Below are 13,353 nucleotides of genomic sequence, written 5' to 3'. Positions count from 1 at the left end.
CAAATCCGCTCGCCTTATAAATGGCAAAAGCAGATCTTTTTCATAAATCTCCTAAAATTTTATTTTGCTAAATGAGGTCTCGTTCTTAAGACCAAAGCCGTCAAATTCATCTATTAGCCCAGCTCGCTCTTTGGCGTAAGCCTTGTAGTTTTCGCTGTGGCGGTAGCTCTCAAAGCTAGCTTCGTCTTTGTAAATTTCAACCAGCACCCATTTATTAGGTGCCTCTTTTTGACTAAAGGCAAACTGCGCGTAAGCGTCCTCATCTACGCTTTTTTGCATATATTTTTTGATGATCTTTTCAAATTTCGCATCGCTCTTTGCTAAAAGGCTTAAGTTTGTGATGTGAAAGTAGGCATCTTTTAGGCGCTCTGGCGTTAAATTTTTAGAAAACGCAGCCCTCTTTTTCACGCTTATAGCCTTTTTACTAGCTAAAATTTCATCACTCGCACTTGCAAATTTCTTAAAATGCGCCGAGCCTATATGCTTTTTATAAGCCGCCTCGTCCTTGTAAAACTCAAGCACGTAAAATAGCTCTGGCTTGCTCTTTGAGCTCGCAAAAAAGATCGCCTGCGTGCCTGGCTCACTCTTTGAGCTTAGTATTTTTTCCCTGCCAAGACGCTTTAGCAAGCTCTTGTTATTTGGCGTTGAAAGCAGCTCATATAAGCTCACTTTCGCCTCCGCCCCAAAGGCAAATGCTGCCAAAACCGCTAGTAAAAATAGCTTTTTAAACATCAAATTTCCTTAAATTTATTTCTCAACCACTCTTTTCATCCAAGCAAAAAGCTCGTCTAAATCGTAGTCGCCGCCATGTCCTTGCCCCCAGACCGCTTCGAAATCAACCTCTTTGCCAGCATTTTTAAGCGAGAGTGCGATCATAGCAGGCACGGCAAGGGCTAGGTCGGTGTCGTTTGTGCCCTGTCTTATGCGGTAAAATTTCGCCGCCTCTTTATTTTTAGTGTAGTTCATCGCATTCATCATCTTTATGACGCTAGCATCCGCCATCTCGCCGCCACTTCGCTCTTTTGCAAATTTAGTAAAGTGCTTTGCAGGCGTTTTGCTATCGCCAAAAAGGTCGTTTTCTGGATTTTCTAGCCCAAATCCGTCAAAGGCAACCACCTCTTTGGCGCGTTTTAGCGAGGCGATGAAGTCCTCAAATTTGAATGTATATCCAAGCGAGCAGCCCTGCGTGTCAAGAGTTATAAATTTAGGCGTGAGCGTGCTTTTGTCGCTGCTTTTTGTAGCGGTAAATGCCCTTGAAACAAGAGCGTTTATATACTCTTTGAAGCTGCCCTCGCCGTTTTCATCAAGGCTTAGTGCGTGACCTTTGGCGTCTTTTAAATTTAGCGAGTTTAGATAGGCTGGGAATTTACTCTTTAGCTCGCGTGAGAGCTCTTTTTGCGTGGCGTTTAGCTCGCCTGCGATCATCTTTGGCTTTTTGCTTCTGTCGTTAAAAGTGCTCGCATCAAGACTTGAAAAGTCTATCCTTTCAAATTTATCCAAATCCCCAAACATCCACTCATACGCCTCGTCCTCATGCTCTAAATTTGTCACAGGGCAGTAGGCTGAAGCGGCATAAATTTGATCGTCAGCTTTCGCAGCGCCTAGCTCTTTAAGATATGGCTCATACTCTTTTGCATTTGCGCTAGCTCCTAGAAGTGCCGACATCGCACCGCCTGCGCTCGTGCCGTTTGAGATGATCTTGTTTGCGTCGCCTGGCATAAATTTGTCGTTAAATTTAAGATATCTAACGGCTGCTTTTAGATCGACTATCGCAGCTGGTGCTTTGCCGATAAAACGCCCACCCTCTTTTAGCGTCCTGCCCCTAGCGCCAACGCTTGCCACGACGTAGCCTCTAAGAAGTGCTTCAAGAGTGGCATTTGGCTTTTCATTTTGGATTTCTGGCTTTTGTGGCATTGCGCTCATGTAGCCACCGATAGCGTTTGGCATAAAGATAGCGCTCTTTTGGTCGCTAAATTTACCCTCTGGCACGTAAAAATTTAGCACCTCATAGTCGCTAGCTGGCTTTGCCACATAGACTATGCCCTCATAGGCTCTAAATTTAAGCGTCCTCTCGCCAACTTGCACGCTTTTTAGCTCAAATTTATTTTCATCAAATTTAAGCTCACCGCCAAAGCAAGCGCCTACCAAACAAACCCCTAAAATAGCAACTCTAACGCATTTCATGATCTACCTTTTTATTTTGTCCTACTTTTTGTTTCGCTAGCCTTGGCGTAGGCTACCAAGGCTTTAAGGCCTAGTTATCTTTTGGCTCGTATTTGATAGCGTAGTCAAATTTAGGCTGGTGCAGTGAAAATTCAAAGCTATCTCTATCGACCGAGCCAACGCAGTAGTGGCTATCATAAAGGCGAAGCAAAAACTCCGCCATCTGCTCGCTCGTGTGGTACTTTTTAAACGCCTTGTCATAGTCGTAGCTCTCTTTGCTAGTTGCCACCATGCCAAATTCTGTCTTTGTGGCAGCTGGGGCCAGCACTTTTGCCTGCATTTTCGCCTGCTTATCCTGTGCTAGCTCGTGGTAAAGTCCCTCGCTAAAGGCACTTACGAAAAATTTGCTAGCGCAGTATGTGACGGCGTTTGGCACGATCTTGTAGCCGCCTATCGAAGAGATGTTTATAAGCTGCGTATCTTTGTCTTTATATTTTTTAGTAAAGAGCGTTGAGAGCGTGACAAGTGAGATGATGTTTAAATTTATCATCTGTGTGATTTTGTCTAAATTTTGTTCGCCGACCTTGTTATAGTCGCCAAAACCAGCGTTGTTTATAAGCGCTTTTAGCTCAAATTTTTCTAAATTACGCCAAAGAGAAAGGGCATTTTCTTGCTTTGAAAGGTCGCAAAGCTCTATCACCACATCGACATTTGCAAATTTAGCTATCTCGCTTTTTAAATTTTCTAAAAGCTCGCCCCGCCTTGCGATAAGGATCAAATTCTCCCCGCGTTTTGCAAATGCCTTTGCCGCCGCCGCTCCGATGCCTGAGCTTGCTCCAGTGATGGCGATGTATTTTTTCACTTCGCATACTCCACCGGACTATAAATTTTCACACCCTCGCTGTGGTCATCTTGCGCTACTTGCACGATCACTTTAGCGATATCAGCCGCCCTCATCGGACGATACTCGTCAAAAAAGCCTTTTGGGATAAATTTAAACGCCTTTATCGCTAGATACTCGCCAAGTCTAAATTCCTTTCTCTCAGCCTCGATAAGTGGCAGTCTGGCGATGTGAAATGAGCTATATCCAAGCTCTTTTATCTTTGCTTCTGCTTGACCTTTTGCCTTTAGGTAAAATGAGCCTGACTTTCTGTTTGCGCCTGCAGCCGAGAGCAAGACAAAGCGTTTTGCGCCGCACTCCAAGCCAAATTTAGCGAAATTTATCGGATAGGTCACATCGACTTTGTAAAACTGCTCTTTGTGCTTTGCCGCTTTCATCGTCGTGCCAAGCGCGCAAAAAACGTCATCAGCGATAAATGGCACCTCATCTTTAAAATCATCAAAATTTACTATCTTTACTTCAAGCTTTTCATGGGTAAATTCTAGCTCATGCCTAACAAGGGCGACAACCTTGCTGTAGTGCTCACTCTCGCATAAATTTTTTAAAATTTCACTTCCTACAGCGCCGCTGGCTCCTGCGATAAGGGCGACTTTTTTCATGTTTATCCTTTGTAAATTTTGGATAAATTCTATCTCGCTAAGGCAAAAATTTCGCTTATGGCCTCTTTTGTATAAATTTGCTCCAAGCCCCTGCCCTTGGCGTAGTCATAAACTAGCGCCATGATCTCGTCTAAATTTGACTCATCAACGCCGATCTCAATTAGGCTTGTTGGCGTGCCGATCTTGCTAAACCACTCTTTTAGCTTTTTAATAGCCTCGTCTGCGTCATCCACGCCAAAAATTTCTTTGCCAAAGCGCTTAAATGCCTTTAAATTTCTACTCTTATACCACTTCATCCAAGCTGGCATAACGACACTTAGCCCAGCCCCGTGCGCGCAATCAACCACCGCACCTATGGCGTGCTCGATCATGTGGTTTGGATATGAGTAGCCAGCCGTGCCAACGTAAGTTAGGCCATTTAGCGCCATCGTCGCAGCCCAGGCAAACTCGCCTCTAGCGCCATAGTTTTCTGGCTCTTTTAGTAAAATTTCAGTCGTTTTCATGACGGTTTTGATGTTTGCTTCGATGTATAAATTTATGATCTCAGGCTGGATGCTCGCCGTAAAGTAGCCCTCGATGCTGTGAGCGATGATGTCTGAAGCTGAATAGACCAAGTACTCCTTGCTAACGCTTGCTTGAAGAAGCGGATTTACCACCGATACTTTTGGGTAAAGACAAGCGCCGTGCATGGCAAATTTCTCTTTTGTGGCTTCATTTGTGACGACTGCACCGCCGTTCATCTCTGAGCCAGTTGCAGCAAGCGTTATGATGTCAAAGATCATAAGCGCCTCTTTTGGGCATTTGCCAGTAAAAAAGTCCCAAACATCGCCGTTATATTTTACTCCTGCAGCCACAGCTTTAGCCGTGTCAAGCACCGAGCCACCGCCTATGGCTAGCACGCTATCGACGCCTTGCTTTTTAGCTAAATTTATAGCCTCATTTACCTTGCTTAGCACTGGGTTTGACTTCACGCCGCCTATCTTGCAAAACTCGATGCCATTTGCGCTTAAGCTCTTTGTGGCGATGTCAAAAAGTCCGTTTTGTATGATCCTGTCGCTGCCATAGATGATGAGCGTCTTTTTTGCACCAAATTCTTTCATATATTTGCCGATGTTTTGCTCTTTGTCTTTTCCAAATTCTATTTTAGTAGGGTTTAAAAAGCTGAAATTTTGCATAGTTTTCTCCTTGTTTGCTTTTGTGATTTGGGGTAAATTTTAGTTAAATTTTCTTATTTTTAGCTATTTTTATCTGCGCTAAATTTAGAAATTTCTTAGTCTGATAGGTAGTTTTGATGTGATCTTATCTGGATCGAAGCTGTTTTTTGGATCGCCTAAGCCTCCAAAATTTTCGCCAGTGTTAAAGAATTTTTGTAAGAAATAATCCCCTCTATACCCAAGCTCGTAAAGCAGCTCAGACATCTCAGAGATATCCTTTTCGCTTAGCAAGTCCGCATGCACGGTCGTTCTAACTTCAAATTTAAAATTTATCTCTATGAGATATTTTAGCGTGGAGGCAAATTTCTCATATAAATTTGAGCCAGTGATGCCGATAAATTTCTCTTTTGGAGCTTTAAAATCAAGAGCGATGTAATCAATCAGCCCCTCATCTATCGCCTCTTTCAAGACGTCACGATATGAGCCGTTGGTATCGACCTTTAAGCTAAAGCCACGCGCTTTGACCTCGCGTGCCAGCCTTAAAAAAAGAGGGTTTGCTGTGCATTCGCCGCCACTAAAGACGATGCCATTTAACTTGCCGACCCTGCGGTCTAAAAAGTCGCAAACTTCGCTAAAGCTTATAGTGCCATTTGACTTTACAACCTCGATGTTGTAGCAGTATCCACAGCGCATATTACACCCTGCGAACCAAATGACAGCTGCCACTTTGTCTGGGTAGTCAAGCGTCGTAAATGGCGTTATACTAAAGACTTTTTGCAAGTTTTTGACCCTTTTTTAAACTAAAAGGCACAGGGGCGTGCCTTTGGTTTGCATTTTAGTTGATTTTTTTAAATTTATTATTGTTTTTAGGCAAAAAATTTATCGTTTGCAGCAACTTGCGTATTCGTCAAATTTAACACGCTCTTTGTGCTCGCCTTTTTTACCGAGATTAAAGCTCTCAACTGGTCTGTGGTAGCCCATAACACGAGTATAAACCACGCATCTTGTGCGTTTGTCTTGCACTTTTTCTAAAATTTCTTTTTCTGTCATCTTCTCTCCTTATTTGGATTTTTTCTTTTCATTTTCTATCAGCTCTGCATCACAAAGTGGGCAAAACTCATGCTCGCCAGCTATGTAGCCATGCTTTGCGCAGACGCTAAATACCGGCGTTATCGTGATGTATGGGAGTTTGTAGTTTGAGATTATACTCTTTACAAGCTCTTTGCAAGCTTTAGCCGAGCTGATGCGCTCTTTCATATATAGGTGAAAGACGGTGCCGCCAGTGTAGGCGCTTTGTAGCTCATCTTGCAGATCAAGCGCTTCGTAAGCGTCGTCTGTGAAATTTGCAGGTAGCTGGGTTGAGTTTGTGTAGTAGATATTATCGCCCTCGCCTGCTTGGATGATGTCTGGATAGCGCTTCTTATCCTCTTTGGCAAAGCGGTATGTTGTGCCCTCAGCAGGTGTGGCCTCAAGGTTATATAAATTTCCACTCTCTTCTTGAAATGTCCTTATCTTATCACGTAAAAATCCAACCATCTCAAGGGCAAATTCTCGTCCAAATTTAGTTGAAATGTTCTCTTTATCGTCGGTGAAATTTCTAAGTAGCTCGTTCATGCCATTTATGCCGATCGTGCTAAAATGGTTATTAAAGTGCTTTAGATACCTCGCTGTGTAAGGATAAAGCCCTCTGTCATACATCTCTTGGATAAATTTACGCTTTTTCTCTAGGGTTGATTTAGCTAGCTCTAAAAGGTAGCTTAGCCTGTTGTAAAGTGCGACCTTATCGCCTTTGAAGTTATAACCAAGGCGGGCTAAATTTATAGTGACGACGCCTATCGAGCCAGTCATCTCAGCGCTTCCAAAAAGACCACCACCACGTTTTAAAAGCTCTCTTAGATCAAGCTGCAAGCGGCAACACATAGAGCGCACGTGGCCTGGCTTATAGGCGTTTTCGTTTTCTATCTTGTTGCCATTTTCATCGTAAGTGTATTGCGAGCCGATGAAATTTTGAAAGTAGCTTGAGCCCATTTTTGCGGTATTTTCAAAGAGCACGTCGGCTACTTCGCTATCCCAGTTAAAGTCCTCTGTGATATTTACCGTTGGTATAGGGAATGTAAAAGGCTGCGAACACTTGTCGCCAGCTGTCAAGACCTCGTAAAATGCCTTGTCTATGCGTGCCATCTCAGGCTCGAAGTCCTTGTAGGTCATATCGATCAAATTTTTCCTGCCACGCTCGTTTGCTTTTTTCAAAATTTTCTCATCTTTTACGTTCGTAAAGAGGTGTATATCATCGCTCGTTGGGCTCTGATCTCTTAGGTCGCTTGGGCATGTGATGTCTATGGTTACGTTTGTAAATGGGCTTTGTCCCCAGCGTGCAGGGACGTTTAGGTTGAAAATGAAGCTAGTTATCGCCTTTTTGATCTCAGCGTCACTTAGATCATCTTTGAAAACGTAAGGCGCAAGGTAGGTGTCAAAGCTAGAAAACGCCTGAGCGCCCGCCCACTCGCTTTGCAAAATTCCTAAGAAATTTGCCATCTGATAAAGCGCCTCTCTAAAGTGCTTTGGCGCTCTGCTCTCGACCCTGCCACGAACGCCGTTAAAGCCCTCATTTAGCAAGGCTCGCAAACTCCAGCCAGCACAATACCCTGTAAGGCAGTCAAGGTCGTGGATATGGTAGTCGCCATTTCTGTGCGCTAGCCCTTCTTCTTTGCTATAAACAGCGTCTAGCCAGTAGTTTGCTATGACTTTGCCGGCTGTGTTGTTTATAAGGCCTGCATTTGAGTAGCTTGTGTTTGAATTTGCAGAAATTCTCCAGTCGGTGCCGTTTATATACTCATTTATCGTTTGGGTTGAGTTTATATAGGTCGTATCTTCGTTTAGCCCTAAAATTTGCTCGCGTTGGAGCTTGTGCGTGTGGCGGTAGAGCATAAAGCTCTTTAAAACCTCAAAATGTCCGCCGTCAAATAGCTCTTTTTCTATCGCATCTTGGATGTCTTCGACTGTTATCGCGCTTGATTTTTGAAAGATGTCTTGGACTACGTTTGTAAAAACTTGCTCGTCATAAGCTTTATTTTCGCTTGCAAATGCCTTTTTGATCGCATCTACTATCTTGTATGCTACAAATTCTTGCCTTGTGCCATCTCGTTTTAAAATTTCACGCATCGCTTGCTCTTTTCTGATTATTTTTTTGATATGGAGTTTAAAAGTATAGGACAAGAAAGCTTAAAAGATAGATAACTATTTTATTTTGTTTAATAATATTTATCAAAAAATATAAAATTTTAGAGAGTTTTCTTAAGTATATTTTTACGTATTTTAAGCATTTTAAACTAAAATTTTATTATATTTACTTAAATAATTATTTTAGTTTTAGTTTTTAAAATAATATATTTAAATTTGTCTTTCATATAATCCTTATTTAATTTATGTTAATATTAGTCGATTTTCAAAAAAAGGAGTTTCAATGAAAAAAATCACAACGCTCGCCATAGGTCTACTTTTGGCTGGCTGTGCATCATCCAACGGCGTAAAATCACCCGAAGATGGCATGATGAAAAGCTTTGCAAAATGCGCCCTAAAATCAGATAGTACAGTCATTATGCTAGTACCAAGTCGTGGTTTGCTTGCTGACGCAATAGCTAGCGCAACAACTAGTGTTTCAAACAACGACGGAGGTTTTTACAACAATCTAACGGATAAAATACAAGAGGGCGTGGATGCCTTTGTCATCTACGGCGAAAGTGGGATGAAAACGGAGTCACTCATGTCAAATGTCTTTACGAGACTAAAAGAGCGTAACGTAAATGGTATGCAGTTTTGTATTTCAGCAGGAATAGAAAAGAGCGAGAAGCTAAGCAAGCTAGCAGATGAGCTTGGTATAAAATTAAGCTTTGTGACACTTCCGTAAATTTATAAATTTAATAGACAATTTAAAAAATTTAAGAGAGAAATTTCTCTCTTAAATTTAACTACTGACATCCCTCGCACTCGATCGAGCGGTCAGCTACGTCGTTTAGTTTTTCGCTATCTGGTGACTCAGAGCGTAGATAGTAGGTTGATTTTAGTCCAAGCTCCCATGCAAGCGTGTAAATTTCACTCAGATATCCGCCACTTGCCTTATCTAAACTCATGAAGATATTTAGACTTTGTCCTTGGTCAATCCATTTTTGGCGGATAGCGCCTGCTTTTATAAGAATTCTTTGATCAAGCTCGTAAGCTGGCGTGTAAAACTGCCACGTATCAGGGCTTAAATTTGGCACGACATTTGGGATCATACCGCTTAGGTTGTGCTCAAACCACTTGCGCTTATAGACTGGCTCGATGGTCTGAGTGGTGCCAACGAGGATCGAGATCGAGCTAGTTGGAGCGATCGCCATTAGGTAGCCGTTTCTCATGCCATCGCGTTTGACTTTTTCTCTTAGCTTGTCCCAGTCGCAGACATTTTCGTCAAATAGCCCGCCTTTGTCGTTTAAAAGAGCTTTTGCGTTCTCGTTTGCGGTGTCTATCGGCATGATGCCTTTGCTCCATTTTGAGCCTTCAAATTTTGGATAGATGCCCTTTTCTACGGCTAAATTTGAGCTAGCGTAGATCGCGTTGTAGCTTATGTTTTCCATTATGCTATCAATCAGCGCCAAATGCTCGTAGCTGCCCCATTTTACGTTTTTCTCAGCTAGCATTTGCGCCTCGCCCATGACGCCAAGGCCGATCGAGCGAGATGATAGGTTTGTGTGTTTTACCTTTTTGTGCGGGTAGAAATTTAGATCTATAACGTTATCAAGCATCCTAATAGCTATCGGCACGACGCGCTCGATATCCTCTTTGCTGTTTATCTTGCTTAAATTTATACTTGCAAGGTTGCAAACTGCGGTTTTGCCCTCGATGCTCTCTTTTTCTACGATGAAAATTTGCTTGCCTTTTAGGCTATCAAGCGCGCTAAGCTTTTTGGCCTTTTTAGTTATGCCACTATCAACGGTGACGTCTTCTTCTTCGTCAAATAGCTCCTCGCCGCCATCTTCATAAGTGATCTTGATCTTATAGTAGTTTGGCGCTGTGTTTTGGAAAATTTCGGTGCATAAATTTGAGCTTCTGATGATGCCCTCGTGGTCATTTGGATTTGCTTTGTTGGCGTTATCTTTAAAGCATAAAAATGGCATGCCTGTTTCAAAATAGCTAGTTAAAATTTTCTTCCAAAGCTCTTTTGCAAGGATGGTGTTTTTCTGGATATTTTCGTCGTTTTCATACTCTAAATATCTCTTCTCAAACTCCTCGCCGTAAAGGTCGCAAAGGTCGCTCACTTGAGCTGGGTCAAAAAGGCTCCAGCGGCCATTTTCTTTGACACGCTTCATAAATAGGTCGTTTATCCAAAGCGCAGGGAAAAGCTCGTGCGCGCGGCGTCTCTCTTCGCCTGAGTTTTTACGAAGATCGAGAAAATCGCTCACGTCCATGTGCCAAGGCTCGATATAAACAGCGATCGCGCCCTTTCTAGTGCCTAGCTGATCGACCGCCACTGCGATGTCGTTTGTCACTTTTAAAAATGGTATGATACCGCCAGCTGCGTTTTTGTGTCCGTCGATACTACCACCCATCGCGCGCACCTTGCTCCAGTCCCAGCCGATACCGCCGCCAAATTTTGAAAGTAGCGCCATCTCTTTGTAGCTATCAAAAATGCCCTCGATATTATCAGGCGTGCTGCCTACGTAACAGCTGCTTAGCTGGTGGCGTGTAGTCCTTGCGTTTGAGAGCGTTGGCGTGGCTAGCATCACTTCAAATTTAGAGATGAGGTCGTAAAATTTCTTAGCCCAGCCTTGGCTATCTAGCTCGTTTTGCGCAAGAAACATAGCGATCGCCATAAACATGTGCTGTGGTAGCTCGATAGGCATACCGCTCTTGTCTTTGATGAGGTAGCGATCATAAAGCGTCTTGATACCAAGGTATGCAAACTGGAGGTCGCGCTCTGGCTTTATGTATGCGTTTAGATCCTCAAGATCGTACTTCTCTTTTAGACCAGGGATGATGCGGCCTACCTTTTCGCCCTTTGCGAGGTAGTCTTTTAGATGGTTGTAGCCGTTAAAGCCAGTCACTTTGTGATAAAGGTCGAACAAAAATAGCCTCGCAGCGACAAATGTCCAGTTTGGGCGGTCGATATCGATCTTATCAACTGCTGTTTTTATAAGAGTTTGCTGAATTTCCTCAGTCGTTATCATATCTCTAAACTGAATTTTCGCATCTACTTCAAGCTCGCTAAGACTTACGTTGCTAAGACCTAAGACGGCTTCGTTTGTGTATTTTTTGATCTTGCTGATATCAAGCTCTTCTGTTCTGCCATTACGTTTTACTACTTTCATTTGCTCTCTTTCTTTTTTATAATCGTTATAATTGTATCTAATGGTTGTTTTTAAACTACTTAGAATGTTCTTATTTTTACCAACAAGAATTATAACTCTTGCGACTATGATACTATTGAATTTTTGCGTGATGTTTTTGCTAATGAATATAAACATAAAATCATAACAATAACGTATAAAATATATGTTGATTTGTATGTTTGCGAATTTATTTTATCTAATCTTATCGCATTATAGATATCAAGATAAATTTTTTGTTTTTCTACAATAGGGGTTAGTTTTTGCAATACCTCCTCAATCCTTGCAATATTACCAATAATCAAATCTATTTCTTTTTGGATATCCTTTTCATCTGCAAGACCAAATCTTAATCTAAATTTATCACTCATCTCCATATCATAAAGACCGCGTTTATATACTTTATCTGCCGCAAAAATCAAATCTAGTGCAATACTTCTATTTTTAGGTTCTTTTAGTGTTGTATTTAGATCATCTTTATTAGGAAGATTTTTTAGGATTTTATTCAATTCCTCTTTTTCTTTTTTTTGAAACAAAATACCTAAAACGTTCTCTAATGTTGCTTTGTTAGTTATAATAAGTTCTCTTTGGTTTACTATATTACTCTCTAAAAAAGTTATGTTTGTATCAATATTATAATCTCCAAATGATAGTCTTGTTAAATTTGCTAAATCCTTATAATCTAATTTAGCAAGCTTTTCTGACAAAATTTTATTTTCTATATTTTCTTTATTAAATATGTTTAATGTTGGATTTATAAGCTCTGGACTCTTTAACAATACTATAATAAAACCGGCATAAGTAAGAGTTTTTGTTAGGATAATTGCTAGGTTGTTACTCCTATTAAAAACAAAATATGTAAAAGAAAAAATAAGCATATACAGCAAAATACCAAAAGTTATATATGATATATTTTGTAAGATAAAAATAATAAATAAAAAAATGGCAAATAAAAACGAGATCACCAAAGTGCCCACGTCGCTTATCTTTTCACTATTAAGTATTGGTATAAATATAAGTAAGGCAAGCGTTATTAAATTCAAACAAAAATACATTGTTTCGTTTAATCCAATTTCGCCTATTGTATTAATGCAAAACAGACAAGACCAATAACTTACGATCATCAGTAAAGTAAAATGAAAAATTTTATTTAAATTTGTATGATGATCGCTAGTTTTTCGGTATAGATATAATTGCAACGCCTCAACCCATTTAGTTATATCTGGCAATTTCATTTTAAATAATACGATATTTATAAAATTAATAAAATATTTTATATTAAATATGCTGTATATAAATCCTGCGACTATTATATATGCACCATATAGCGAGACGCTACCAATCAATGAATAAACAAGACTCTCTAAAAAACCGAATTCTTTACAGAATTTCAAAAATAATAAAGAGATGGTCATGACCGCTGCAAATACAACAAAAAGTATCTTAGAATATAAATAATTTACATTTCTTTTTTCAAATGAGTTTATGTTTTTATTAAAATTTACTCTTGATTTTTCATCATATTTAATTTCATAATCAAGTCCCATTTCCTTACAATAAAGCTCTGCTTTGTGATGGTTGCTTGCATCTATTAGATTCTCATTTTGATTTAACATGTGTTTTAATATAGAAAATGAGTTTCTAAAATCAGAATATACTTTTGGATAAAATTCTGCTTCGGTGGCTTCTTTATTGTTTTCAAATCTCCTTTTTATTTCATCATCGCAATCTTGTTTTATACTGCTAAAACTATGCGAATCAAATTTCATATTAATTAAAATCGGCTTTTCTAAGAAAGTTACACTGTTAAAATTTGGTGTTTTATGAAATCTTATCCCATAAAAGGAAGCTATTTTTTTAAATTTGCACTCATGAAAATCTGCAAATTTATTAAATTCAGAATTGTTAAAGTAGGCATTGTCTTTAAAAATAGTATTTTTAAAATTAGTAAAACCGTAAAATTTATTATTTTTAAAAATTACATTTTTAAAAATGCAGTCGTTAGCTATAAAATCACCAAAAACAGTGCATTCTTTAAAGGTAAAATTTTTAAATTTAGCGTCTTTTATATTTATGTTTGATTTAAAAATACACTTTTTAAAGGTAACATTTTTAAAATTTGTTGAAGCAAAATCTATATTATATGATTTTGAATAGAATATGCACTTTGTAAA

General features: G+C 40.0%; 9 protein-coding genes and 1 pseudogene. 1 reads left to right on the top strand and 9 read right to left on the bottom strand.

Translation table 11 applies throughout. From position 1 onward, the window contains the following. Positions 1–51: 51 nt before the first annotated feature. The 7 genes and pseudogenes from G6W41_RS03255 to G6W41_RS03220 all read right to left on the bottom strand — a co-directional run bounded on the left by G6W41_RS03255 (position 52) and on the right by G6W41_RS03220 (position 7,979). Positions 52–732: a putative quinol monooxygenase gene (locus G6W41_RS03255; protein ID WP_194170606.1), complete on the bottom strand. Its 681-nt coding sequence runs from the start codon at positions 730–732 to the stop codon at positions 52–54. Between the two features lie 15 nt (positions 733–747). Next, a complete protein-coding gene (locus G6W41_RS03250) occupies positions 748–2,184 on the bottom strand; it encodes a subtype B tannase (protein WP_149709696.1) in 1,437 nt (478 codons plus the stop codon). A gap of 70 nt (positions 2,185–2,254) precedes the next feature. Further along, entirely contained in the window at positions 2,255–3,025 is a 771-nt protein-coding gene (locus G6W41_RS03245; RefSeq protein ID WP_149709697.1) for an SDR family NAD(P)-dependent oxidoreductase, read from the bottom strand. Next, complete coding sequence (locus tag G6W41_RS03240) at positions 3,022–3,663, bottom strand: NAD(P)H-binding protein (RefSeq protein WP_149709698.1); 642 nt, start codon at positions 3,661–3,663, stop codon at positions 3,022–3,024. Before G6W41_RS03240 ends, G6W41_RS03245 begins: the two co-directional genes overlap by 4 nt. Before the next feature lie 29 nt (positions 3,664–3,692). After that, on the bottom strand, positions 3,693–4,838 hold the full coding sequence (locus G6W41_RS03235; RefSeq protein ID WP_149709699.1) for an iron-containing alcohol dehydrogenase: 1,146 nt from the start codon (positions 4,836–4,838) through the stop codon (positions 3,693–3,695). Between the two features lie 84 nt (positions 4,839–4,922). Then, positions 4,923–5,597: an anaerobic ribonucleoside-triphosphate reductase activating protein gene (locus G6W41_RS03230; RefSeq protein ID WP_149709700.1), complete on the bottom strand. Its 675-nt coding sequence runs from the start codon at positions 5,595–5,597 to the stop codon at positions 4,923–4,925. A gap of 99 nt (positions 5,598–5,696) precedes the next feature. After that, positions 5,697–7,979 (bottom strand): annotated as a pseudogene (locus G6W41_RS03220) (ribonucleoside triphosphate reductase). 301 nt (positions 7,980–8,280) lie between these two features. Here G6W41_RS03220 and G6W41_RS03215 point away from each other — a divergent pair. Continuing rightward, on the top strand, positions 8,281–8,724 hold the full coding sequence (locus G6W41_RS03215; RefSeq protein ID WP_194170604.1) for a hypothetical protein: 444 nt from the start codon (positions 8,281–8,283) through the stop codon (positions 8,722–8,724). 61 nt (positions 8,725–8,785) lie between these two features. Here G6W41_RS03215 and G6W41_RS03210 read toward each other — a convergent pair whose 3' ends face one another. After that, positions 8,786–11,161, bottom strand: coding sequence for a ribonucleoside-diphosphate reductase subunit alpha (locus G6W41_RS03210; RefSeq protein WP_194170603.1), 2,376 nt, complete (start codon positions 11,159–11,161; stop codon positions 8,786–8,788). Between the two features lie 104 nt (positions 11,162–11,265). Beyond that, the coding region (locus G6W41_RS03205; RefSeq protein WP_194170602.1) for a pentapeptide repeat-containing protein at positions 11,266–13,353 on the bottom strand (2,088 nt) is incomplete at its 5' end.

Source organism: Campylobacter concisus (assembly GCF_015230035.1).
Taxonomy (GTDB): domain Bacteria; phylum Campylobacterota; class Campylobacteria; order Campylobacterales; family Campylobacteraceae; genus Campylobacter_A; species Campylobacter_A concisus_BK.
The sequence above is the reverse complement of the archived record's forward strand: the minus strand, read 5'-3'. Positions and strand labels throughout refer to the sequence as shown.

What these genes read in the sequence shown, in the direction of transcription:
- G6W41_RS03255 (WP_194170606.1), bottom strand. Translation starts at nt 732, where the DNA reads ATGTTTAAAAAGCTATTTTTACTAGCGGTTTTGGCAGCATTTGCCTTT.
- G6W41_RS03240 (WP_149709698.1), bottom strand. Translation starts at nt 3,663, where the DNA reads ATGAAAAAAGTCGCCCTTATCGCAGGAGCCAGCGGCGCTGTAGGAAGT.
- G6W41_RS03250 (WP_149709696.1), bottom strand. Translation starts at nt 2,184, where the DNA reads ATGAAATGCGTTAGAGTTGCTATTTTAGGGGTTTGTTTGGTAGGCGCT.
- G6W41_RS03210 (WP_194170603.1), bottom strand. Translation starts at nt 11,161, where the DNA reads ATGAAAGTAGTAAAACGTAATGGCAGAACAGAAGAGCTTGATATCAGC.
- G6W41_RS03235 (WP_149709699.1), bottom strand. Translation starts at nt 4,838, where the DNA reads ATGCAAAATTTCAGCTTTTTAAACCCTACTAAAATAGAATTTGGAAAA.
- G6W41_RS03215 (WP_194170604.1), top strand. Translation starts at nt 8,281, where the DNA reads ATGAAAAAAATCACAACGCTCGCCATAGGTCTACTTTTGGCTGGCTGT.